This is a genomic window from Brevibacillus sp. 1238 (assembly GCF_029892995.1).
GTDB classification, from domain to species: Bacteria; Bacillota; Bacilli; order Brevibacillales; family Brevibacillaceae; genus Brevibacillus; species Brevibacillus parabrevis.
Map to the genome: position 1 here is coordinate 11435 of NZ_JARXWC010000011.1, position 21238 is coordinate 32672.

At 52.8% G+C, this 21238-nt stretch carries 20 protein-coding genes and 1 riboswitch; of the genes, 6 read left to right on the plus strand and 14 right to left on the minus strand.

Annotated elements, in window-relative coordinates; translation table 11 throughout:
- Window positions 1-175 precede the first annotated feature (175 nt).
- The 6 genes from proS to M2298_RS21170 all read right to left on the minus strand — a co-directional run bounded on the left by proS (window position 176) and on the right by M2298_RS21170 (window position 6973).
- Entirely contained in the window at window positions 176-1642 is a 1467-nt protein-coding gene (gene proS, locus M2298_RS21145) for a proline--tRNA ligase (protein ID WP_280649055.1), read from the minus strand.
- 317 nt (window positions 1643-1959) lie between these two features.
- Window positions 1960-2568 carry an ECF transporter S component gene (locus M2298_RS21150; protein WP_122966131.1) on the minus strand — a complete coding sequence of 203 codons (609 nt, stop codon included), beginning with the start codon at window positions 2566-2568 and terminating at the stop codon, window positions 1960-1962.
- 254 nt (window positions 2569-2822) lie between these two features.
- Window positions 2823-2977, minus strand: a riboswitch (FMN riboswitch).
- A 406-nt stretch (window positions 2978-3383) separates the two neighbouring features.
- Window positions 3384-4181, minus strand: coding sequence for an ABC transporter permease (locus M2298_RS21155; protein WP_122966132.1), 798 nt, complete (start codon window positions 4179-4181; stop codon window positions 3384-3386).
- Window positions 4182-4184: 3 nt separating this feature from the next.
- A complete protein-coding gene (locus M2298_RS21160; protein WP_063228740.1) occupies window positions 4185-4979 on the minus strand; it encodes an ABC transporter permease in 795 nt (264 codons plus the stop codon).
- Window positions 4972-5982 carry an ABC transporter ATP-binding protein gene (locus tag M2298_RS21165; protein WP_122966133.1) on the minus strand — a complete coding sequence of 337 codons (1011 nt, stop codon included), beginning with the start codon at window positions 5980-5982 and terminating at the stop codon, window positions 4972-4974. Before M2298_RS21165 ends, M2298_RS21160 begins: the two co-directional genes overlap by 8 nt.
- Before the next feature lie 148 nt (window positions 5983-6130).
- On the minus strand, window positions 6131-6973 hold the full coding sequence (locus M2298_RS21170; protein WP_280649056.1) for a protein phosphatase 2C domain-containing protein: 843 nt from the start codon (window positions 6971-6973) through the stop codon (window positions 6131-6133).
- A gap of 151 nt (window positions 6974-7124) precedes the next feature.
- On the opposite strand from M2298_RS21170, the gene M2298_RS21175 reads away from it, so the two are divergent.
- From M2298_RS21175 to M2298_RS21195, 5 genes are all read left to right on the plus strand, one after another.
- Window positions 7125-8417, plus strand: coding sequence for a glutamate-1-semialdehyde 2,1-aminomutase (locus tag M2298_RS21175; RefSeq protein ID WP_280649057.1), 1293 nt, complete (start codon window positions 7125-7127; stop codon window positions 8415-8417).
- 116 nt (window positions 8418-8533) lie between these two features.
- On the plus strand, window positions 8534-8674 hold the full coding sequence (locus tag M2298_RS21180) for a hypothetical protein (RefSeq protein ID WP_167470371.1): 141 nt from the start codon (window positions 8534-8536) through the stop codon (window positions 8672-8674).
- Between the two features lie 250 nt (window positions 8675-8924).
- A complete protein-coding gene (locus tag M2298_RS21185; protein ID WP_063228744.1) occupies window positions 8925-9605 on the plus strand; it encodes a zinc metallopeptidase in 681 nt (226 codons plus the stop codon).
- Window positions 9606-9728: 123 nt separating this feature from the next.
- Window positions 9729-10562, plus strand: coding sequence for a pyrroline-5-carboxylate reductase dimerization domain-containing protein (locus tag M2298_RS21190; RefSeq protein ID WP_280649058.1), 834 nt, complete (start codon window positions 9729-9731; stop codon window positions 10560-10562).
- Window positions 10563-10568: 6 nt separating this feature from the next.
- Window positions 10569-11435: an NAD(P)-dependent oxidoreductase gene (locus M2298_RS21195; protein WP_122966137.1), complete on the plus strand. Its 867-nt coding sequence runs from the start codon at window positions 10569-10571 to the stop codon at window positions 11433-11435.
- 82 nt (window positions 11436-11517) lie between these two features.
- On the opposite strand, the gene M2298_RS21200 is transcribed toward M2298_RS21195, so the two are convergent.
- From M2298_RS21200 to fabL, 7 genes are all read right to left on the minus strand, one after another.
- The gene (locus tag M2298_RS21200) at window positions 11518-12063 is read right to left on the minus strand and encodes a flavodoxin family protein (protein ID WP_122966138.1); all 546 of its coding nucleotides are present in this window, start codon (window positions 12061-12063) and stop codon (window positions 11518-11520) included.
- Window positions 12064-12142: 79 nt separating this feature from the next.
- Window positions 12143-13369: an MFS transporter gene (locus M2298_RS21205; RefSeq protein ID WP_242772539.1), complete on the minus strand. Its 1227-nt coding sequence runs from the start codon at window positions 13367-13369 to the stop codon at window positions 12143-12145.
- Window positions 13370-13484: 115 nt separating this feature from the next.
- Window positions 13485-14705, minus strand: a complete 1221-nt coding sequence (locus M2298_RS21210) for an MFS transporter (protein ID WP_122966140.1) — start codon at window positions 14703-14705, stop codon at window positions 13485-13487.
- Window positions 14705-16489, minus strand: coding sequence for an ABC transporter ATP-binding protein (locus M2298_RS21215; RefSeq protein ID WP_280649060.1), 1785 nt, complete (start codon window positions 16487-16489; stop codon window positions 14705-14707). The genes M2298_RS21210 and M2298_RS21215 overlap by 1 nt, the downstream gene beginning before the upstream one ends.
- 137 nt (window positions 16490-16626) lie before the next feature.
- Window positions 16627-17163: a DUF402 domain-containing protein gene (locus M2298_RS21220; protein ID WP_005827695.1), complete on the minus strand. Its 537-nt coding sequence runs from the start codon at window positions 17161-17163 to the stop codon at window positions 16627-16629.
- A 47-nt stretch (window positions 17164-17210) separates the two neighbouring features.
- Window positions 17211-17624 (minus strand): GNAT family N-acetyltransferase, encoded by a 414-nt coding sequence (locus M2298_RS21225; protein ID WP_063228750.1) that lies wholly within the window; start codon window positions 17622-17624, stop codon window positions 17211-17213.
- A 112-nt stretch (window positions 17625-17736) separates the two neighbouring features.
- Window positions 17737-18492: an enoyl-[acyl-carrier-protein] reductase FabL gene (fabL, locus tag M2298_RS21230; protein WP_063228751.1), complete on the minus strand. Its 756-nt coding sequence runs from the start codon at window positions 18490-18492 to the stop codon at window positions 17737-17739.
- A 198-nt stretch (window positions 18493-18690) separates the two neighbouring features.
- Between fabL and M2298_RS21235 the strand changes: the two genes are divergently transcribed.
- Window positions 18691-18915 carry a hypothetical protein gene (locus M2298_RS21235; RefSeq protein ID WP_280649061.1) on the plus strand — a complete coding sequence of 75 codons (225 nt, stop codon included), beginning with the start codon at window positions 18691-18693 and terminating at the stop codon, window positions 18913-18915.
- 82 nt (window positions 18916-18997) lie between these two features.
- Here the strand turns inward: M2298_RS21235 and M2298_RS21240 are convergent, their stop codons facing one another.
- Window positions 18998-20965, minus strand: coding sequence for a methyl-accepting chemotaxis protein (locus M2298_RS21240; protein WP_280649062.1), 1968 nt, complete (start codon window positions 20963-20965; stop codon window positions 18998-19000).
- Between the last annotated feature and the right edge of the window lie 273 nt (window positions 20966-21238).

The following is a 21238-nucleotide window of genomic DNA, read 5'->3' on the forward strand; positions in this document are numbered from 1 at the left end:
ATAAAAATACAAAATATTCACTTTTATGTATATACTTTTTACTCGAATGATAAATTACGTTAATGGAAATACTTTACAACTTGCCCGCACACGCTGACTTCTGTGGATACAAAAAGGAGTGCTCCGTTACGTACGGGGAGCACTCCCTTTTTTGTTTTGTTTATTAAATGAAACCTTAGTACGAGCGGCCAAACCAAACTGTATGCTTCGCCTCTTTGCCGCAGCAAATGCAGACCGATTTTTGTGCAGGCGGTTCAAACGGAATGTTGCGGGACGTGAACTTCGTCTCTTCCTTGACCTTGGACTCACACGCATCGTCTCCGCACCAGCCTGCGAGCACCCAGCCGCTTGGCGTGTTTTCGTTCTCACATTTTTCGATGTGCGCGGACAGCTGCGCGAGCGTATCGATTCCGAGATGCGAATGGGCTTCCCGGAAGGCCAGCGCTTTTTGGAACATATTTTGCTGGATGTCTTCGAGCAATTGGGCAATCGTCTGCGCAATGCCTTCCAGTGGCACGGTTATTTTCTCTCCGGTATCGCGGCGGGCGAGAATCGCCTGGCCGTTTTCCACGTCGCGCGGTCCAAGCTCCAGACGCAGCGGCACACCGCGCATCTCCCATTCGTTGAACTTCCAGCCCGGAGTTTCCTCGCGCAAGTCTGCCCGGACGCGAACGCCTGCCGCTTTGATCTCGTCGAATAGCGGATCGAATGCAACCATGACCTGATCGCGCAGCTTCATCGGTCCGACTGGGATCATGATGACCTGAGTCGGTGCCATCCGCGGCGGCAAAGCCAAGCCGCGGTCGTCGCCGTGCACCATGATCATCGCGCCGATCAAGCGGGTAGAGCTGCCCCATGAAGTCGTATGCACGTATTTGAACTGATTGTCGCGATCCAGGAACTTGATCTCAAAGCCGCGCGCAAACTTGTCGCCCAAGTAGTGGGAGGTTCCGGCCTGCACCGCTTTGCCATCCTTCATCATCGCCTCGATGGAGTACGTGTCGACTGCTCCTGCAAAGCGCTCGCTTGGCGTTTTTTGCCCTTTCCATACCGGAATCGCCAGCTCCTGCTCCACAACCTCGCGATAAATCTCCAGCATTTGCATGGTCTCCTGGCGCGCTTCTTCCTCGTTCGCATGGGCGGTATGGCCTTCCTGCCACAAAAATTCTGAAGTACGCAAGAATGGCATGGTGCGCTTTTCCCAGCGGAACACGTTTGCCCACTGGTTAATCAGAATCGGCAAGTCGCGGTAGCTCTGAATCCACTGCGCGTACATATGTCCGATGATCGTCTCCGAAGTCGGGCGCAGGGCAAGCTTTTCCTCCAGCTGCTCTCCTCCCGCTTCCGTCACCCAAGGCAGCTCTGGGTTGAAGCCCTCGATGTGCTCTTTTTCTTTTTGGAAAAAGGACTCGGGAATCAGCATTGGGAAGTAGGCGTTGCGGTGTCCCGTCTCTTTGAATCTTTTGTCCATCGCCTCCTGGATGCGCTCCCACAGCTCGAAGCCATCCGGTTTGAAGACGATGCAGCCGCGCACTGGCGTGTAATCCATCAAATCCGCTTTTTTGATCGCGTCGATGTACCAGCGCGAGAAATCTTCCGACTGCGGTGTAATTTCTTTTACGAACGCTTTGTCCTCTTTCATCCTTCTACGCTCCTTTTTTCTTACATGAAAATGCAAAAAATCCCCCATCCCAAAAAAGGGACGGAGGATTCACTTCCGCGGTACCACCCTGATTGACCATGGCACAAGCCATAAGTCCACTCAACAACCCGATAACGGCGGGCAACCGGACCAGCTCGTCGCTGGCGGCTTCAGGATGGGGTGCAGGTACGCCTCGTATCAGCCTTCCAGACTAGGGCCGACTCTCTGGAACCAGGATATAACTGCGGGTCCTTTCATAGCCTTTTCGCTAAACTGCTTTTTGTTAGGGAATATCTTAGCAAGTCGCGCAGCCGTTGTCAATTTGTGGTTCTGAGGGCAATGCGCGCACCCAGCTTGGCGTAGACCGGATACGCGACCAGTGCGAGCACGACCCCTTTGAACAGGTTGAACGGAACGATACCGACCATGACCAGGGACCAGACGCTGGTTGCGTTGAACATGGCCAACAGCTCTGCCATCGGCATCTGATAAAGAGCGGCGTATGCCGGGAGCAGGACGTACGCATTGGCAACAGCCATGACGATCGTCATCAGCAACGTTCCAAGCGCGAGGCCCGATAAAAAACCTTTTTTCCCTTGACCGCTGCGTTGCAGAAGGACGGCTGGCAAAATAAAGCTGGCGCCCGCCACGACGTTGGCAAGCTCTCCGATCAACAATCCGTCTGTATTTTTAAAGAGCATGTGCAATGTATTTTTCAAAACTTCAATGATAATGCCCGCTACAGGGCCGTACATGAGTCCGCCGATCAGCGCTGGCAACGTACTGAAATCAAGCTTCAAAAAGCTCGGCATCAGCGGAACGGGAACCTCCAAATACTGCAAGATAAAAGCAACGGCTGCCAGCATCGGAATCGTCACGATCCGCTGGGTTGCTCTGCGCGATGTGTGCAGGGCTGTTTCTTTCATGTGTACCATCTCCTCGTTTTTTCTCCTTCTGAGGAATGGCAACAGCGGTCTTGCCCACACGTGCCAAAATGTCTACGCTTTTGCAAACACAAAAATACCCTGAGAATAATTCTCAGGGCAGCTTACAGGCGTATGACAAAGCATGTGCAATAAATACAGGTTCAAGAAACAACGAGGCGGCTCATCATGCATGCCTCATCGCATCTGTCCTGCCAGCACAGGCAAACAAGCACGTGTGTGGTAAACGTACTGTCGTCATCCTTCTCCCATCCAGACTGTACTGTCGGCTCTGGAATCTCACCAGATCCTGCACTCCGTCGCTGTCAACAGCTCGGGAGGCTCGCGGGCTTGACGTGCTGATTGCACCATCACCGCCGGTCGGGAATTTCACCCTGCCCTGAAGGAATTGTGTAGTTGTATACAGCATATTATACTGCGCTTTTTCGATTTGACAATAGACGAAACTGTTAAATCGACATTTTATCTTTATTTTCCAATTGATTTAGTTGGATATATTTTTAAAAAAATGGGGCTTCTCAGCCTAAAGTCGCCACGTGCTATAGGTAGTTACCTGGACCAAAAAGAAATAGACCGCCCTTGAGTTGACTGCTCCTCGGCGGTCTATTCTTCACCAAATTTTGAGCCGTCCCCTTTGAGGGAAGCCTCGTTTGTACAGACCAGACCGTTCCGGTAGCCGCCGGACGGTCTTTTTTTCTTTCAAGCTCGTTACCTCTAATATTACCGTAACCGTTCCCAAATAAAAATCCATAATCCTGCTCCTGCCTACCAAATCGCACCAAAAGTAGCTTCTGCCACTACGACCCTGCTCCCCGATACTTGGTGACGCCCCAGTTCCAGACGAGCAAGCCGATGCCAAAGAAGATGACCGCGACTACCGGAGTAAGTGCTGCGTACGTATACCACACTTCTTTTCGCAAAAAGTAAGCCGCCGGGTAAATCCCGACAAAAGCAAACGGCAACACGTAAGTCAGCACGAAGCGAATCGCTTTGTTGTACACATCCACGGGGTAACGCCCGTACTGCTGGATGTTGTAAATCATCGGGGCAATTCCTGTCCGGGAATCGGAGAAAAAGCTGACGGCGGCAATCGCCGTGTACACCCCGCCGTAAATCAGGGCGCCGCTGATCACAAGCCCGATGAAGATGAACAGGTCGTACCAGTAAAACGTCAAATCGAGCTGAAAAGCAGCATAGCCCATGATGATCAGCCCTGTGATGACGCCGAAAATCCGGTCCGGTGCGATCGACTCCAGACAGACCTGTGCCAGATTGTGGATCGGCCTGGTCAAGATGCGGTCCATTTCGCCCCGGATAATATAGCGTTCGTTGAAGTCCCAAAACCCGAAAAACATCGAGAATAAGGCATACGGCACCAAAAAGAAACCGTAAATGAAAATGATTTCGTCCCGCGTCCATTCCTTCATCAACGGCACATGCGTGAAGACGACGATGATGAACACCAGATTGATCAGCTCGGAAATCAAGTTGGACACAAAATCCCCGAGAAAGTCAGCCCGATAGGCAAGTCTCGTCTTGAAATACTGGCCCAGGTAGTCGGCGAAAATACCGAAAATGTGCTTGACGTTTTGCATATGCTACCCCCCTTGCACGACCAGCCGATTTCGGGCCATGCGCCACAAAATCAGAATCGGAACCAGAATAACAACCATCCAGATCGCCTGGAAGCCGATCAACTCCCAGGAACGCCCCGGAGTAATCGCCCCTGTAAAAATCAGGCTCGGATAGTAGTTGACGGCCTGGAATGGCAAAAAGCCCATAACCGTTTGCGCCCAGCCCGGGAAAAAGCTGATCGGCAGCACCAGGCCCGACATCAAATCAACGACGACACGCTTCGCCCGCATCATCCCGTCGTTGCGGAACAGGAAAAAGGTGAACAGCCCCGTCAGCAGGTTGATTTGCGTGTTGATCAAAAAGGCAAACATGAGACTGATCAAATACAATCCCCAGCCAGTCGCTGTCGCGGGAAAATGAAACGGGATAATCAAGCTGATGAGAAAAATTCCTGGCCCTGCGAAAAACAGGAAGCGGAATATCCCTTCCCCAAATGCTTGCGCTGTCTTGACCGACAAGTAATTGTAAGGGCGGATCATCTCGATCGCGACCTTACCCTCCCGTACGTCCTGGGCAATTTCCGTATCGATGTTGTTGAAGTAAAAGGCGCGCGACATCCAGGCAATCGCGACGTAGGAAGTCATTTGCTCGACCGACAGGCCGCCAAGCTGCTGCTGGCCGCCGTAGATTGCGCCCCACAAAAAGTAGTACGCTCCGATGTTGATCGCGTAAATAATGATCCCGCTGTAGTAATTCACCCGGTAAGCGAGCATGGTCAAAAAGCGCATGCGGATCAGTTCCATGTAGAGCTTATGCATGGCCCCGCACCCCTGTATCCACCTGGTAAATGTTGCGGACAATATCTTCTGTGCTCGTCTCCATGATTTTTACGTCGCTGACCTCGAACGTCGACATGACCGTTGACAGGACAAACGGCAGCATTTCCTGGCTCTGCGGCACTTTCACACTGATTGTATATTCGTTTACCTGGGAAATTTCGCACGGCATCTCGCCAAGCGTCTTGCGCAGCTCGTCGGCGGGTGTGCGCTTTTTCATCTGGAAAGACACCTCTGTGCCATTGCCCCACTTTTCCTTCAGGTCACTGAGCAGGCCGTCAAAAATCAGCTTGCCTTTGTCCATGACCAGCACCCGCTTACAGAGCGCTTCAATATCGGAAACGTCGTGGGTCGTGAGCAGGATGGTCATGTTTTCCGTTTCGTTCAGATTGCGCAAAAACTCGCGAATTTTTTGCTTCACCAAGACGTCCAGCCCAACTGTCGGCTCATCGAGGAACAACAGGCGCGGCTTGTGAATCAATGACGCCGCTACCTCGCAGCGCATCCGTTGACCCAGACTCAGCTTGCGCACTGGCTGGCTGACAAACGGGTTGATCTCCAGCTCCTCAATCAAGCGGTCTAGCCACTTATCTCCCTCTGGCCCGTCGACTTTGTAGACGCTTTTCAGCAACCGGAACGACTCCATGGGCGACAAATCCCACCAGAGCTGCGAACGCTGTCCGAATACGACACCGATGGAGCGCACGTATTCCTCGCGCTGTTTGAACGGAACGTAGCCGTTGATGACGATCTCGCCCTCGCTTGGCGTCAAAATGCCCGTCAGCATTTTGATCGTCGTCGATTTCCCGGCGCCATTTTCCCCAATCAAAGCGAACATTTCCCCTTCTTCCACGGTAAAAGAAAGGTCATTCACTGCCTTGACGGTCTTATACTCGCGACTAAACAAATCACGAAAAGCACCCCCGAGACCCGCTCTGGCCTGGTGAATGCGAAACTCCTTTTGCAGGTTCTTCACTTGAATCATGGATAACCATCCTTTTTTTAGTGGAAAAACGCCTTGACGTTTTTCATGCAAAGAGATGTGACCACTTGCGGCTGGCAAAACGGTCATGAACAACTGTTAGTGTATATGAGCGCATGAAAATGTGCAAAAGGCAAACTGTAACAAACTGTCAGCGCAAATTCACGACAATGCCCGTCTTGTCGTCCGACTTTTTGAAGCGGGCGTAGCGGATGCATTCGGGATCGTTGTTTTCCAGTGCGATCAGCTCATCCGTGTAACGTTGCAGCCCTTTGTGGACGATTGGCAATACCGTTTCTTCCCACCCCGGTCCTTTTCCGCCTGTTGGTCGTGGCATGAACAGACCGTCTGTCGCCAAAACAAGCGCCTTCAATCCGATCCGATTGATCCGTCCATACTCTATGAAATCCGCACAAGCCGCATCTCCGTTCAAAACGCCATATCCTCCTGATTCGTTCGCCTGATAGCGGTTATGAATCAGGATGTCCTTACATCGCTCGTGCAGCTCGGCTCGGGTAGACAGCCCCTCGCGAATCCCGTCTTCCCACCGGGCAATGGCGTTTTGCTCCAGCAGCGAAACTTGCGGAAACGTCAAAGGCCGCACCGTATCGTCTTCATAGACCGCAAAAATCATGCAATCGCCAGTCTGGGCATACTCGATGTGCTGCTCTTTCACCCGAACGACTGCACATGCCGCTCCCCACAATGCTTCTTTTTGCTTCCAGTCAATCTCGCTCTCGCGCATCAATTCCCGCAGCTTTTCGTTGACAAACGTCAGGTAATCGGACAGCACAGCGTCAGGCGGCATGATTTCCAGCTTCCTTTTCACCAGCTCGGCTGCAATCGCTCCTCCTGTCTGCCCGAATCGGTTTTCGTACGGAACGAGCGACGAGACGCCGTCGATCACCGCGTACACCTGATCGGCCTGCGAGATCACATAGGCGTCCTCATTGGTATTGCCGGTTCCTTTGATGGAGATGCACTCAAGTTTCATGGTGGATTACCGCCTTTTACGTGAAGTGATTTGCTTGAAAATTGTATCATTTTTCCTTTTCCCCAGCTATAGCTCCCCATCCATATCCAGGTGACTTTTGCTGTGTTAAGATAATGAAGGACTTTTTTGAAAAGAAAAGAGGGAAAATCGCATGAAACGTGAACGATCCGCGCAACTGCACGAACAAGCCATGGATGTTATTCTCGGCGGGGTAAACAGCCCTTCCCGTTCTTTCAAGGCCGTAGGCGGGGGAGCGCCCGTTACGATGGAGCGTGCCCAGGGCGCGTATTTCTGGGACGTGGACGGCAATCGATATATTGACTACTTGGCGGCGTATGGCCCGATTATTACCGGACATGCTCACCCGCACGTCACAAAAGCCATTACGGAAGCGGCGGCCAACGGAACGTTGTACGGTACGCCAACTCCTTGGGAAGTCACTTTTGCGAACATGATCCGCGAAGCGATTCCATCCATGGAGCGCATCCGCTTCAACAACTCCGGTACGGAATCCGTCATGACGTGCATTCGCGTGGCACGCGCCTACACCGGACGCGTGAAAATCATCAAATTTGCGGGCTGCTACCACGGTCACTCCGATCTCGTGCTGGTTGCGGCAGGCTCCGGCCCTTCCACACTCGGCATCCCTGACAGTGCGGGTATTCCGCAAAGCATCGCCAGCGAAGTGATCACGGTTCCATTCAATGACGTTGCAGCGTTCGCCGAAGCGATGGGCAAATGGGGCAACGAAACGGCTTGCGTCCTGGTCGAACCAATCGTCGGCAACTTCGGTATCGTCACGCCGGAGCCAGGCTTTTTGGAGGAAGTGAACCGCATCACGCACGAGGCAGGCGCGCTCGTTGTGTACGACGAGGTCATCACCGCATTCCGCTTCTGCTACGGCGGTGCGCAAAACTTGCTGGGCGTAACGCCTGACCTGACCGCGCTCGGAAAAATCATCGGTGGCGGCTTGCCAATCGGAGCATATGGCGGACGCCGCGAGATTATGGAGCAAGTCGCGCCGCTCGGTCCTGCCTACCAAGCGGGCACAATGGCGGGCAATCCCGCATCGATCCGCGCCGGAATCGCATGTCTGGAAGTGCTGAAACAGCCTGGCGTGTACGATGAATTTGAGCGACTCGGCGCGCTGCTGGAAAAAGGCATCCGCGATGCAGCGAGCAAGCACGACGTCACTATCCAGCTCAACCGCGTCAAAGGGGCCATGGCTGTGTACTTTACAGACGAGCCTGTTCGCGATTACGATGCAGCGCAAAAAGCAGACGGCGAGCTGTTCGCCCGCATGTTCCGCCTTTTGCTGGATGAAGGCATTTGCCTCGCTCCTTCCAAGTACGAGGCGTGGTTCATCACCACCGCGCACACGGAAGATGACATCCGGCAAACAATCTCGGCTGTCGACCGCGCCTTCGCACAGTTGAACGCGTAGTGTAGCTTAGCTGCGTACGTGAGCCTGACGCCGAGACAAGCATTGCCAAGCCCGGTTTCCTGCCTTTTGGAGATACTAACGATTGCAGTGAGTATCATCGCGAGGAGGAGATCTAGGTGTCAAAAGGCGAAAAAACGTACCCGCAAGCTCCGGAAAAGACGCTGGATTCCAAAGAGAGCAGCAAAATGCTGGAGGTCGTCGGCTTCCAAAACCCGCGCAAAACCGAGCATCACAAAACGCAAAACCACGATCGGTAAACGGCGAAAAGACAGACACATTCTTCACGGATGTGTCTGTTTTTTTATGTGAGGAAAAGCTGGCTTCACATATAGCAAGAGTCAATCTGCACATATAAGCAGGTGGTGATATTGTCAAGAATGGTCAGAGATTGTACAATAAAATTAATGAAACTGCCCTGACACTTATTCGTATACATGGATATGGGACAAAATGTGTAAGGAACTGCTATTGTGTTTCTTCATGCAGATAAAAAGGAGTGATTGTTCAATGTTTTTTCACCCGATGGATTTTCTGATACTCATTGCATTCGGACTGTCTCTCTGGGCTCAATTCCGAGTAAAAGGCACCTTCAACCGCTATGCCGAGGTCCCTACTTCTTCCGGTTTGACCGGGGCTGAAGCGGCGAGACGGATGCTCGATGCAAACGGTTTGACCAACGTTCCCGTCGAACATATTCCAGGTACGCTGACTGACCACTACGATCCGATGTCCCGTGTGGTTCGCCTGTCCGATCCTGTATACTTTGGCAACTCCATCGCTTCGCTGTCTGTTGCTTGTCACGAAGTCGGCCATGCGATCCAGCATAAAGTTTCTTATCCGATGCTCGTAGCGCGCCACCGCATTTTCCCGGTTGTCAATCTCGTATCGGGTGTTGCGCCGCTTTTGTTGCTCGCCGGTTTCTTCTTCCATATGTCCGGTCTTTTGCTCCTGGGGATCATTTTCTTCTCCGGTGCCGTTGCCTTCCAGCTCATCACGTTGCCAGTCGAGTTCAACGCCAGCAGCCGTGCCAAAGAGCTGATGGTGCGAATGGGCTTTATCCGCAACGAAGAAGAACGCGGGGCAAGCAGAGTGCTCGGTGCTGCCGCCCTCACTTACGTCGCCGCCGCTCTGATCTCTGTACTCGAACTCGCGAAGTACATCATGATCTTCCGAAGCTCGGACGACTAATCGCATCGCTTTTAACAAAGCCAAAACCAATACAAGCTTAGTACAAGGTACAGTCTCTTCCCTACCGGGAGACTGTACCTTTTTGCGTAGACTTACGATACAATGGGACGGGAGGTTTTGCACATGCGCATCGGGATTATCGGATTAGGAAGTATGGGGCAAATGCTGGTGAAGTCTTTTTGCAAAAGCGCAGTGATTTCCCCTGAACACATCGTCGTTTTCAACCGCACGCGGGCAAAAGCGGACGCGCTGCAAGCCCGTTTTGGAGTAGCTGTCGCGGATAGCGCCCAAGCGATTTGCGAGCAGGCCAGCCTGATTTTCATCTGTACGAAGCCGCTGGACATCCTGCCTGTTCTGGAAAAGCTGACGATTCCTCGCGAGAAGCACATCGTCTCTGTCGCTGCCGGAGTCAGCATCTCCGACCTGGAGAGCGTTCATGCCGGGCCAATCAGCAAAGTGATTCCTACCGTGACGTCATCCGAGCTGCACGGCGTTTCGTTGTATACGGCAAGCGACAGGGTGAGTTCAGAGGAACGAAGCCGCTTGCTCACCCTGCTGTCCGCAATCGGCGAAGTGCAGGAAGTGACAGAGACGAATATCGAAACAGCCACAATTTTGAGCAGCAGCGCACCCGGACTGATAGCCGGGATACTCGATTCGTTTGCACAAGCAGCGGTCCGCAAGACGCCGGAGCTTGATATTGCGACAGCCAGAACCATTCTCGTGGAAACGATGCTCGGCACCGCTTTGCTTTTGAAAAACGAACAGCTTGGCTTCGACCAGCTAATCGAGCGCGTTGCGACAAAAGGCGGAATCACCGAAGAAGGGCTGCGCGTGCTCGCCAAAACATTGCCGGGCGGCTTCGACGAGCTGTTTGCCATGACCGAATCGAAACACGCTGCCTTGAAAGAGCTTGTGCAAAAGCAGGTCGGAAAACAAATGGATGAAAAGGAGTAATCAGACATGATCATAGGTTGGATTGGCTTGGGCAACATGGGCGTACCGATGGCAAGCAACTTGCTGTCCACAGGCTACGCTGTCCGCGTCTGGAACCGCTCACCCGAAAAAGCGGCTCCGCTCGTTGCGCTCGGCGCGAAGCAAACCGAATCACTCGCGCAACTGGTCGATGAATGCGATGTGTTGTTCACCATGGTAAGTGATGACGAGGCTGTGAAAGCCATTTATACAGGAACAGACGGCTTGCTATCTGCCCGCGTTTCCGGCAAGCTCGCGATCGACATGAGCACGATTGCACCAGAGACTTCCCGCTTTTTGGCGGAGCAAAGCAAAAAAGCCGGACTGCGTTTTCTCGACGCTCCCGTCTCTGGCAGTGTCGGTCCGGCGAAGGAAGCGCAACTGGTCATCATGGTCGGCGGCGAGAAAGCGGATTATGACGTAGCGAAGCCGATGCTGGACAAGCTCGGCAAAGCAGCTGTTTACCTCGGGTCGCATGGAGCGGGAACGTCTGCCAAGCTGGCGATCAACCTGCTGCTCGGCATCACGGTACAAGGAGTAGCGGAAACGTTGCTGTTCGCCCGCTCGCTTGGCATCGACACCGAGCAAATGCTGGAGATTATCTCGCAAAGCGCAGTAGAAACCCCGCTGATTCGCGGCAAAGCTGCCTCGATTCTCGCAGACGACTTCCCTGCCGCTTTTGCCTTGAAGCATATGGCAAAAGATTTGCGGCTTGCCCGCGAGGCTGGCGTAGCTACTCCTTTGGCGGAATCCGCGCAGGCCACCTATCGCCACGCCCTGGAGGAAGGGTTGGGCGAACTCGATTTGATGGCGATTTTGCGCCATCTGAAGGGCGCGACTCCGACCAGCAAATAGCTTTTTAAAAAGCAAAAGAAACCTCACCATGTGTGGGGTTTCTCGACAATCTGGGACCGGATTTCCGGTCTTTTTTTCTGCCTTATTGCTGCGATTTCAGCCACGCATTGAGCTGCTTAGCCGAAGCCACAGCCTGCACATCCGCGAGAATATCCCCCGGCTTGTTGCCCTCGCCAATGATGTAGCCCGCATACGGCATTCCCACAAAAGAAAAGACGTACTGAAACTGCTGGATCAGCGGCAGCCCTTTGATCCTCGGCTGGTCGCCGCCCGTCGTGATGACATAAGCCTGTTTGCGCCCGAGCGATTCCTTGAAGGCGTAACGTTTGTCCCGCAGGCTTTGCGACCAGCGATCCACGTAATTTTTCATGTAGCCGGACATGCCGTACCAGTAGATCGGGGTGGAAAAGATCAAAAAATCGTGGGCCAAAACGGCTTCCGTCACTTCGTCGTAATCATCTGCTACCGCCGTGAAGCCACCTTCCACATGCCGCTGATCGTGGATCGGCAAAATGTTTTTCTCCCGCAGGTGAATGCTTGTGTGCGGGATTCCTTCCAGCGCGATATTCGTCAGCTGCTCGGTATTGCCACCCTCTCTTGAGCTACCATGCAAAACGAGAATGTTCATGCGGCTCACTCCACTCCTAGTTTTCTTACCTGTCATTGTATCAAAAAACCCTCCGGCAATCGCCAGAGGGTTGCATGTTTTAGACAGTTTGCTTGCGCGCACTTGCGAGTTGCTTTTGCCGCAAACGCCAAACGAAAAAGGCTGCGCCTGCCAAAAGCACTGCGGAGAGCAAATAAACCGCTCTCGGGCCAAGCCACTGCGCCAGCGCCCCCATCAACAGCGAGGAAAGTCCAAACACCAGCGCATCGATGGTCCCTTTTGCTGACAGAACGTACGGCAGCATCGGCGTCTCTGTCTCCTGCTGCAAAATTGTCTGCTTGCTCACCAGGGCTATCTCCAAAAACGGCCCCAGCGCAAAGGAAAAGAGCAAGGCAGCCAGCGGATACGTCGTACTGCCAAACAGCAAGGTCATCGCAGCAGCCCCGCCAACACCTGCCAGCAGCCAGCGATACAGCTGGCGATTCATCTTGTCCGCGTACTTCAGCAGCAGCGTGCCCCCCAAAATGGAGCCGAGCAGGTAGCCTGCATTGATGTAGCCCCACCACTCTTCTCCTCGGCCCAACGCTTCCAGCACGTACGGCAACAAAATAGCCGCAATCCAGACCGCTCCCGAGACGCCCATGACGACATCCAGTGCGACGAGCTGCCGCAAGAGCGGCACATCGCGAATCGCTTTCCAGCCTGTCAGCCAATTTTCCTGCGGCGGTTCGACAACCGTCATGTCTGGAGCAGCTTTTTCCGGCTTGACCGCGAGCATTGCCAAAGATGCCAACACATAAGCCGCTACCGTTCCCCACAAAACCGCACTTGCTCCGAGGAACGCCACGAGCAGTCCACCCGCTGCCCAACCGGCAAAATGAACCGTCTGATCGGAAGTCGCAAGCAAGCCGTTCGCCCTGATCAGCTGCTCGCGTTCCACAAGCTGCGGCACCAACGCATTGCGTGCGGGATTGGCCCAGCCATCCATAAAGGCAATCAGCCCGCCCAATCCGAACAGCAGCCAGATCGCCTGACCGTTGGTGCCTGCTGTCCTGTCGACAAGCACAGCCGCTGCCGCAAGCAAGCACGTCTTCAGCGCTTGCGACAGCACCAGCATGGACGGAAGCGACAGTCTGCGAAAAAGCAACGGCGCTGTCAAGCCGCTGACCGATTGCGCCGACAAAATGACCACCGGAACAAACGCCGTGTACATGACAGAACCGGATACGGCGTAAATGACCGAAATGAACGCCACAATATAAAAAACATCCCCCAGATTGGCCAATGTCTGACCCGCCCAGAGGAATAGAAAACGTCTATGCCACACGATGCACAACCTCCTGTCGGTTCAGGACATATTTCCATCGCCCTGACGGAATATGCGATTATTCCTGCCGACCGATCATCACAATGGAGGTGCACCTCTTTTCATCCAATATGTTTTAGTCTATTCCAGAATCTGTAGATTGTACAGTTTTGTTGCGGAAAAAGCTGTAGTACACCCAGCCTGCATTGATGAACAAAAAAGCACTCGTCATAAAAAACACGCCGTTGATGCTTACGTAGCCAGCCATAAAACCGCCGATCATCGGCCCGAGCATGCTTCCGATGCTGACGAAGCTGTTGTTGTAACCGTAGACGCGACTGACCATATGAGATGGCGTGGCCCGCCGCAAAAGCGCATTGACTGACGGGAGCAAGCCTCCCAGCGACAAGCCGAGCAAAAACCTTAGCACGACCAGTTGCCACACGGTCCAGACAAGCCCCTGCGGAATAAACAGGATCGCTGCTCCAAGCAAGGCGAACAGCAGCACCTTTTGCGAGCCAAAGCGATCACCCAAGCGCCCGAGCTGCGGAGAAGCAAACACATTGGCAATCCCCATCGCCGCCTGGACGATTCCGGCCCACAGCGCGACTTTTGCTCCTTCTGATTGGACCAACTGCGATATGTAGATCGGCAATACAGGCACGATGCTGAACAAGGCAAACTGGATCATCACGGTTACAAAAAAGAGCGCCGGCAGCTCTTTGGACGAAAAGATCATTTGAAAATCTTCCTTCAGGCTGGACCGGTCCTTTTTTTCAGGTGGAACGAAGCTCTCTTTTACCGTAAACGTAATGACCAAAGTCGCCAGCAACAGCAGACTGCCTGTAATCAGGAAGATCATGCGAAAGCCGATTTGATTCGCCAGCACTCCGCCAAAAAGCGGTCCCATAATCGTCCCTGCCGTGATAAACGATTGCAAAAGCCCTTGCGCCCAGCCGATGCGCTCTTTCGGAACGGAAGAGGCAACCAGCGCCGTACTGGCCGGGATGATTCCTCCCACCAGTCCGTTGATCAGCCGCAGCGCCAACAGTTGCCACAAACTGCCTGCAAAGCCTGTCAACGCTACCGTGATCGACATGAAGTAGCCGGATCGCAAAATCATGATCTTGCGTCCGTGCTTGTCAGCCAAGTTCCCCCAAATGGGAGAAACGAGTCCGGCGGTCAAAAAATTGGCCCCGAAAATAATTCCCGCCCATGCTGTCACCTGATGCGGATCGTCAATTCCGAAATCTTGCTGAATGTACAGCGGCAAAAAAGGCATGATCATACTCATCGCCACCATGACGACAAACAGCGATCCGCATAACACGTATAGATTGCGGCGCCATATTTCCATCAGATTCCCTCCATTCCCCCTCGATCAATCCCCAAATCCTGGACGCTCCACAGGCCATAGTACACGCCTTTTTGTTCCAGCAACTCCTCATGCTTGCCCTGTTCCACAATTTGTCCCTCGCGCATGACGATGATTTTGTCTGCATGGGTGATCGTGGACAGGCGATGCGCCACAATGAGCGTCGTGCGCCCTCTGGTCAGGCGATTCAACGATTCCTGGATCATATGCTCCGACTCCAGATCGAGAGCAGAGGTCGCTTCATCCAAAATCAATATTCCCGGATCGCGCAAAAACACCCGGGCGATAGCGACCCGCTGCTTTTGTCCCCCCGACAGCTTCACGCCCCGCTCGCCCAGCTCTGTATCGTATCCTTCTGGCAGCTCGCTGATAAAATCGTGGGCATTGGCGGCGCGGGCAGCTTCCTGAACCATATGTTCATCCGCTTCCGGATTCCCCATCAAAATATTGGCTTTTGCCGATTCGCTAAACAAAATGTTGTCTTGCTGCACCAGTCCGATATGATAGCGCAAATTTTGCTGCTTCAAGTCGCGGACATCGACTCCATCGATGGTAATCCGCCCTTCCGTCACGTCCCAGAAGCGCGGCAAAAGGCTGATCAAAGACGATTTCCCGCCACCGGACATTCCGACGATGGCGACCGTCTCGCCAGGTTGAATCGTCAGATTGACGTCGCGCAAAACAAGCGGCCCTTCTTCCCGGTAACGAAACGATACATGCTCAAAGCGAATTTCTCCGCGGATGCGTCCCGTCGCCGGATCAACAGGCAGCTCGCGAGCGTTTGGACTATCCTCAATATCGTACGATTCATCCATGAACTCGAACATCCTGTCCATCGAGGCAATCGCTTGCGTCAGCACCGTGCTGGAGTTGACCAAGCGTCGCAACGGGGTATACAAGCGTTCCAAATAAGCGTAAAAAGCCACCAGTGTCCCTACGCTCATGCTTCCGCCGATCACCTGGTAGCCTGCATAGGCGATCACGAGCAACGGCGCGATATCCGTGACGGTATTGACGACAGAAACCGTCCGGGCATTCCAGCGGGTATGCTCCAGCGCTTTGTCCAAAAACTGGTTGTTTTCCTTCGCGAAGCCTTTGCTTTCGTGACTTTCCAGAGCAAAGCTGCGGATCAGCGCCATCCCGTTCACTCGTTCATACAAATACCCCTGGAGCCGCGCCAAAGCAGCAGAGCGTTCCCGCGTCAGCTGTCTCAGTTTTTTGTAAAAAAATTTGACAGAGAGACTGTACAGCGGAAAAACGACGATCGCTACAAATGTCAGCTCCACATCCATGGAAAACATGATCAAAAGCGTCAGTACGATCGTAATCAGATCGAGCCACAGGTTCATCAAGCCTGTTTCCACGAAGCTTTTCGTCGATTCCACGTCGTTAATAACCCGGGAAATGACCTCACCCGTCTTCGTGTTGTTGTAGTAACGCATCGACAACCGCTGCAAATGGGCGTACAGCTGGTTGCGGATATCAAACAAAATGCGGCTGGACACCCACTGCGCGAAATATTGGCGGATATACTCGACAGGCGCCCGTACGACCGTAAACATCAAGAACGTCCCAAGCATCAGCCAAAACAATTGTGTCAGCTTATCCTCGCGGGGCATCGAGCTGGGGAGCAGGTCGTCAATGACGTATTTGATCAGGAGCGGCAAGGCAAGCGGAATGGAAAACTTGATGATACCTATCAATATAGTGCCCAAAATTTGTTTCCAATAGGGCATGACATATGCCAAATAGCGGCGTATGCTCAACCAGCATACCTCCTTCCCATAGCAAACTTGGCTGTACCCGATATGTTCAGGCACAGCCAAATTGGTACGATCTTCTTCGCCATTTCCAACTTTCTGACACTACAAGGAAATCCCTCCCCCGAATAACGGGAAAGGGATTATTCCTCATCGTCTCGCACTAAAAGATACCGCTCGTACCAGCGTTGCACGAAGCCGTTCTGAAAAGGGCCGCGGCGCGCGCTTACCCAATCCAGTACCTCTCGCAACGCAGTCTGTACCTTTTCCACGACAAACGGAGGGTAGTTCATCTGTTTGCTGTGCAACAGAAACTCCTCTTCATCGAGAATCGAATACGTCATGTCGGGAAACACCTTTACATCGAGATCATAGTCTATGTAGCTGAGCAGCTGTCCCTTCATGCTGAAGGGCGAACCAATGTTGCAATAATAGTAAATGCCGTCGTCGCGAATCATGGCAATGGTATTGAACCATTGGCCCCGACCAAATGTGCAAATGGCCGGTTCACGCGTACGCCACTCCCGCCCGTCTGCTTCTGTCACCTTGACCCGATCGTTTCCCCCAATCACCACCGCATCACTGGTATGAATCAACGTGGATTTGTCCCAAATGCGGTGCAGCGAATGATCATGTTTATAACTTTCAATGCGGATATTGGAGCCCGGAGTTGGTGACATGACTCTCCCCTTTCTTCTCTTCTCTTTTGAATGGGGACAAGCCTCCTTTAGGAAGAGAGCTTTTTGGAAAGTGTAACAAATTTTTGTACTTCGTAGCCAAGCGAAAGGTAAAACGGAAGGATCTCCGGATTTGCCTGATTGACCATGATCAGGACGTTATTGACGCCTCGCTGTTTGAAGCGCTTTTCGATGGCAGCCACGAGTTCGCGGCCGATACCGGAACCTTGCATCTCGGGAAGAACAGCCAGCCGGTAAAAATAGGCTCGTGCTCCGTCGATCGTGCCGACCACGACCCCAACAACTTTGCCGTCTTTTTCCGCAACCATAACCAAATCGCTGTCCCATGCCAACTGTTGGGCCAAATCGTTCAACGACACCGTGTCCGATTGGTCCAAGCCCGTCTGTTGCCAGATACTTGTGATAGCCGAATAGTCACCGAGTCGAAACGGACGAATCAGCATACGTTGCCTCCTTCGTAACCTTCTTCCTCTATTGTACAACACATGGACAACTTTGTCTTGTGTAGTGAGACGTCAAAGTCGCCAACTCCTTGTCACCGCTCCTAAAAATCAACTAGGTCAAAAGAGAGATACCGCCATCAACGATCAAGGTTTGTCCGCGCACCATCCAAGCCTTGTCGGAAACGAGGAACATCACGGCATTCGCCAGATCTTCCGGCTCGACAATCCGGCCTGCCGGCGTGCGTTCTGCGGAGCTGCCCAGCAGTTCTTCGCGGTTCGGGAAGTGTTTGAGCGCATCTGTATCCACAGCGCCGCCAGATACTGCGTTGACTACGATGTTATGCGGAGCAAGCTCCACTGCCAAATAGCGCGTGATCGCTTCTACAGCTGCTTTGGACACGCCGACTGCCGTATAGTTGTCCAAAACGCGAATCGAGCCGAGGCTGGACAGGCTGACGATCTTTCCGCCGTTGCCACCCTTGATCATTAGTTTTGCCGCTTCTTGCGCGCAGAACAACAAGGCTTTACTGTTAATTTCCATCGTCCAGTCCCAATGGCTTTCTTCCAGCTCCATCAGCGGGCGCAAAACCCCGGAAGCTGCATTGTTGATAAACACATCGAGACGGCCAAATTCCTGGTCAATCTCTGCGAACAGTTCCTTGATTTTTGCCACGTCGCCAACATTGGCTTTCACCAGGTGCACGCGCGCTCCTTTTGCTTCCAGCTCGGCTGCCGCTTCTCTCGCAGCAGTCCGGTTGCGCAAGTAGTTCAAAACCAGGTCGTACCCTTGCTCAGCCAGTTGCAATGCAATTGCTTTTCCGATACCGCGCGTTCCGCCGGTAACCAATGCTACTTTTTTTGTATTCATAATCAGAAATGCCTCCTACTCACCAACTATTAATAGCAGGTACTAATCAATCAAAATCACATTTTTCATTATACAACTCCCCTTCCGCTTTTGCTACCGGAAGCCAAAATCTCGTCTGACTCATTCCTCGCTGAAAAAGCCATACTAAGCACGCGCAAAAACAGAGGGCAGGCATAAGATCAAGGGAGGAATCAAACGATGTACATAGGACGCGACCTGTCCGAATTGACGATGGTCCCGCTTTCCCAGTGGGAAATCAACGAGCTTTTGTACTTTCACGATACCTTTTCCCAGCTCGCCGCATACTTGAGCGCAGAAGGGGCTTCCCTGCATATGAAGGTCATCCGCGAATTGGAATCACGCGGGCCAGTAGGCGGCGACAGCGGTGCCTGGGATCACGCCTCCAAACCGATTTACGATTGATGTTTGATGCTTGAAAAGGAACGGGCAATAGCAAAAAGCCCGGCGGCAAGAGAGCGAATCACTCCTGCGCCGGGCTTTTTCCCTATATCTTGAATTTGCCAATCTGATCTTGCAAATCTTCTGCCAACCGCTCCAACGACATCGCGGAAGAAGCGATCTCTTCCATCGAAGCCAGTTGTTCCTCGGCTGCTGCGGAAACGCTTTGCGTCCCATCGGAAGCTTGCATGGTGACATCGGAAATATGATTGATCAATTCGACCACCAGTTGCGTCTGTTCGGATATATCGTGCGACGCTTGCGAGACATGTTCGATTTTGTCCGCCACATCTTCCACCGCAGACTGGATTAGTTCAAATGACTTCCCGGCCTCATTCACTTTGCCGATTCCTTCGGTTACTTCGCGTTTGCTCTGCTCCATCACATCGACGGCATGGTCGGTCTCTTGCTGGATCGCTTTGATCAGATGGCTGATTTGCTCCGCCGAAGCAGATGACTGCTCAGCCAGCTTTCTTACTTCGTCAGCGACGACAGCGAATCCGCGACCAGACTCTCCGGCGCGTGCGGCTTCGATGGCTGCATTCAGCGCGAGCAAATTGGTCTGGTTGGCAATCGCCGTAATGACATCTACGATTTTGCCGATTTCCTGCGAGCGTACCCCCAGGCTGTCCACCACTTTTGCCAGGCTGAGAATCGACTCGTTGGAAGCGTTCATTTGCTGAACCGCCGACTGTACGGAGCGATTGCCTTCTGCTGCGATGCTTGCTGTCTCTTTGGCTGTGTCGGACACCTCATGCGTATAGCTGGCAATCTGGGCGATTCGCTGCGACATCTGCCCGACTGCATCGGTGCTTTTTTGTGTATGCGATACTTGCTGTTCTGTTCCCGTCGCCATATCCTGCATCGTCGTGGCAATCTGCTCTGTCGCCTTGCTCGTCTGGTCAGCGCTTGCCGACAGCTCCTCTGCGGAGGCTGCGAGCTGCTGAACGGAATCATTCACAGAGAACAAGAGAGAGCGCAGCGATTCCGCCATATGGTTGAACGTTTTGGCCAAAACGCCCAACTCGTCGTCGCTTTTCACTTCCACCTGCTGGGTGACGTCTCCCTCGCTCATTTTTTTCGCGGCTGCTGTCAGTTGTTGCAACGGGCGAAGCAAGGAGCGCAAAATGCCAAACACAAGCCCTGCCCCAATCACAATCGTGATCGCAATTACCAGCATTGTCCGGTAAAAAATCGGGCTGGCCGCATCCGCTGCTTCCGTCCTGTACATGACGCCCATCAGCTTCCATCCCGATTGATCATTGGTGACAAAAGCTGCTTTGGCTTCCTTGTTCTCATCTGTGAAGTCAAACGTCCCTGCCGCTTTGGCGTACAGATCGCCAATCCAAGGCGCTGTCATGTCTGAGCCAGGTGTTCCTGTCGGATGGATCAACAGCTTGTGGTTGGCATCGAGGATGGTCATATAGCCATTCGTTCCGATTTTCGCCTGCTTCACCGTTTCGTTCAGGGCGGTCAGCTGAATATCGATCCCGAGCACGCCGGAGCGGTCAGGCAAAGCTTTGGCTACACCCACGATCACATTGCCCGTAAATGCGTCGATATACGGGTCGGTAATAATCGATTTGTCAGGCGTCTTCATCGCTGCTTGATACCACGGACGCTGGCGCGGATCATAGCCGTCGGGAAGCTTGGCGCCAGTCGCTGTCAGCATGTTCCCTGTTTCATCTCCGACGTACGCTTCCCCAATATCCGGGTGCAGCTTGAGGAAAGTTTGCAGCTTCTTATGCAGTTCGTCTCTCGCCTGATCCACCAGGTCAGCTTTTGTCAAATCGGACACGATGAATTGCAGGTCTCTGGATTGGGCTTCCATTGTACGGTCAATCAGCTCGTCCACCAAGCGCACATTTTCCGATGCTGTCGTCAGCAGTTGCTCTTCAAGACGATCCTTTGCGCTCTGGTACGAAAGCAGACCAAGAGCGAGTACAGGTATAATCAAAATAAGGGAGAACGAAGCAATCAGCTTGGCTCTGACAGTCAATCTTGGCATTTTCATCCGCATTTCCACACCTTTTCGCATAGTCTCGTTGTCAGATATACTTACCCATTATAGCAAGCATTTTAAACCAAAAATCGCCCGCAACTTTATTTTTTATTATATTTTATTATTTTCAGAATTAACTTTCTTTAGAATTTAGGTAAAAAGTGCTTTACAGCAAGAAAAAAATGCCATATTCTAAGGTTACGTTTTACACCACTACTACTCGAAGGAAGGAGGATGCAACATGATGATGAATGTATGGGATTTTGCATATGATTTCGCTGATCG

What these genes read in the sequence shown, in the direction of transcription:
- M2298_RS21175 (WP_280649057.1), top strand. Translation starts at nt 7,125, where the DNA reads ATGAAACGTGAACGATCCGCGCAACTGCACGAACAAGCCATGGATGTT.
- proS (WP_280649055.1), bottom strand. Translation starts at nt 1,642, where the DNA reads ATGAAAGAGGACAAAGCGTTCGTAAAAGAAATTACACCGCAGTCGGAA.
- M2298_RS21170 (WP_280649056.1), bottom strand. Translation starts at nt 6,973, where the DNA reads ATGAAACTTGAGTGCATCTCCATCAAAGGAACCGGCAATACCAATGAG.
- M2298_RS21240 (WP_280649062.1), bottom strand. Translation starts at nt 20,965, where the DNA reads ATGAAAATGCCAAGATTGACTGTCAGAGCCAAGCTGATTGCTTCGTTC.
- M2298_RS21220 (WP_005827695.1), bottom strand. Translation starts at nt 17,163, where the DNA reads ATGTCACCAACTCCGGGCTCCAATATCCGCATTGAAAGTTATAAACAT.
- M2298_RS21235 (WP_280649061.1), top strand. Translation starts at nt 18,691, where the DNA reads ATGTACATAGGACGCGACCTGTCCGAATTGACGATGGTCCCGCTTTCC.
- M2298_RS21160 (WP_063228740.1), bottom strand. Translation starts at nt 4,979, where the DNA reads ATGCATAAGCTCTACATGGAACTGATCCGCATGCGCTTTTTGACCATG.
- M2298_RS21200 (WP_122966138.1), bottom strand. Translation starts at nt 12,063, where the DNA reads ATGAACATTCTCGTTTTGCATGGTAGCTCAAGAGAGGGTGGCAATACC.
- M2298_RS21155 (WP_122966132.1), bottom strand. Translation starts at nt 4,181, where the DNA reads ATGCAAAACGTCAAGCACATTTTCGGTATTTTCGCCGACTACCTGGGC.
- M2298_RS21195 (WP_122966137.1), top strand. Translation starts at nt 10,569, where the DNA reads ATGATCATAGGTTGGATTGGCTTGGGCAACATGGGCGTACCGATGGCA.
- M2298_RS21165 (WP_122966133.1), bottom strand. Translation starts at nt 5,982, where the DNA reads ATGATTCAAGTGAAGAACCTGCAAAAGGAGTTTCGCATTCACCAGGCC.
- M2298_RS21210 (WP_122966140.1), bottom strand. Translation starts at nt 14,705, where the DNA reads ATGGAAATATGGCGCCGCAATCTATACGTGTTATGCGGATCGCTGTTT.
- M2298_RS21225 (WP_063228750.1), bottom strand. Translation starts at nt 17,624, where the DNA reads ATGCTGATTCGTCCGTTTCGACTCGGTGACTATTCGGCTATCACAAGT.
- M2298_RS21150 (WP_122966131.1), bottom strand. Translation starts at nt 2,568, where the DNA reads ATGAAAGAAACAGCCCTGCACACATCGCGCAGAGCAACCCAGCGGATC.
- M2298_RS21185 (WP_063228744.1), top strand. Translation starts at nt 8,925, where the DNA reads ATGTTTTTTCACCCGATGGATTTTCTGATACTCATTGCATTCGGACTG.
- M2298_RS21190 (WP_280649058.1), top strand. Translation starts at nt 9,729, where the DNA reads ATGCGCATCGGGATTATCGGATTAGGAAGTATGGGGCAAATGCTGGTG.
- fabL (WP_063228751.1), bottom strand. Translation starts at nt 18,492, where the DNA reads ATGAATACAAAAAAAGTAGCATTGGTTACCGGCGGAACGCGCGGTATC.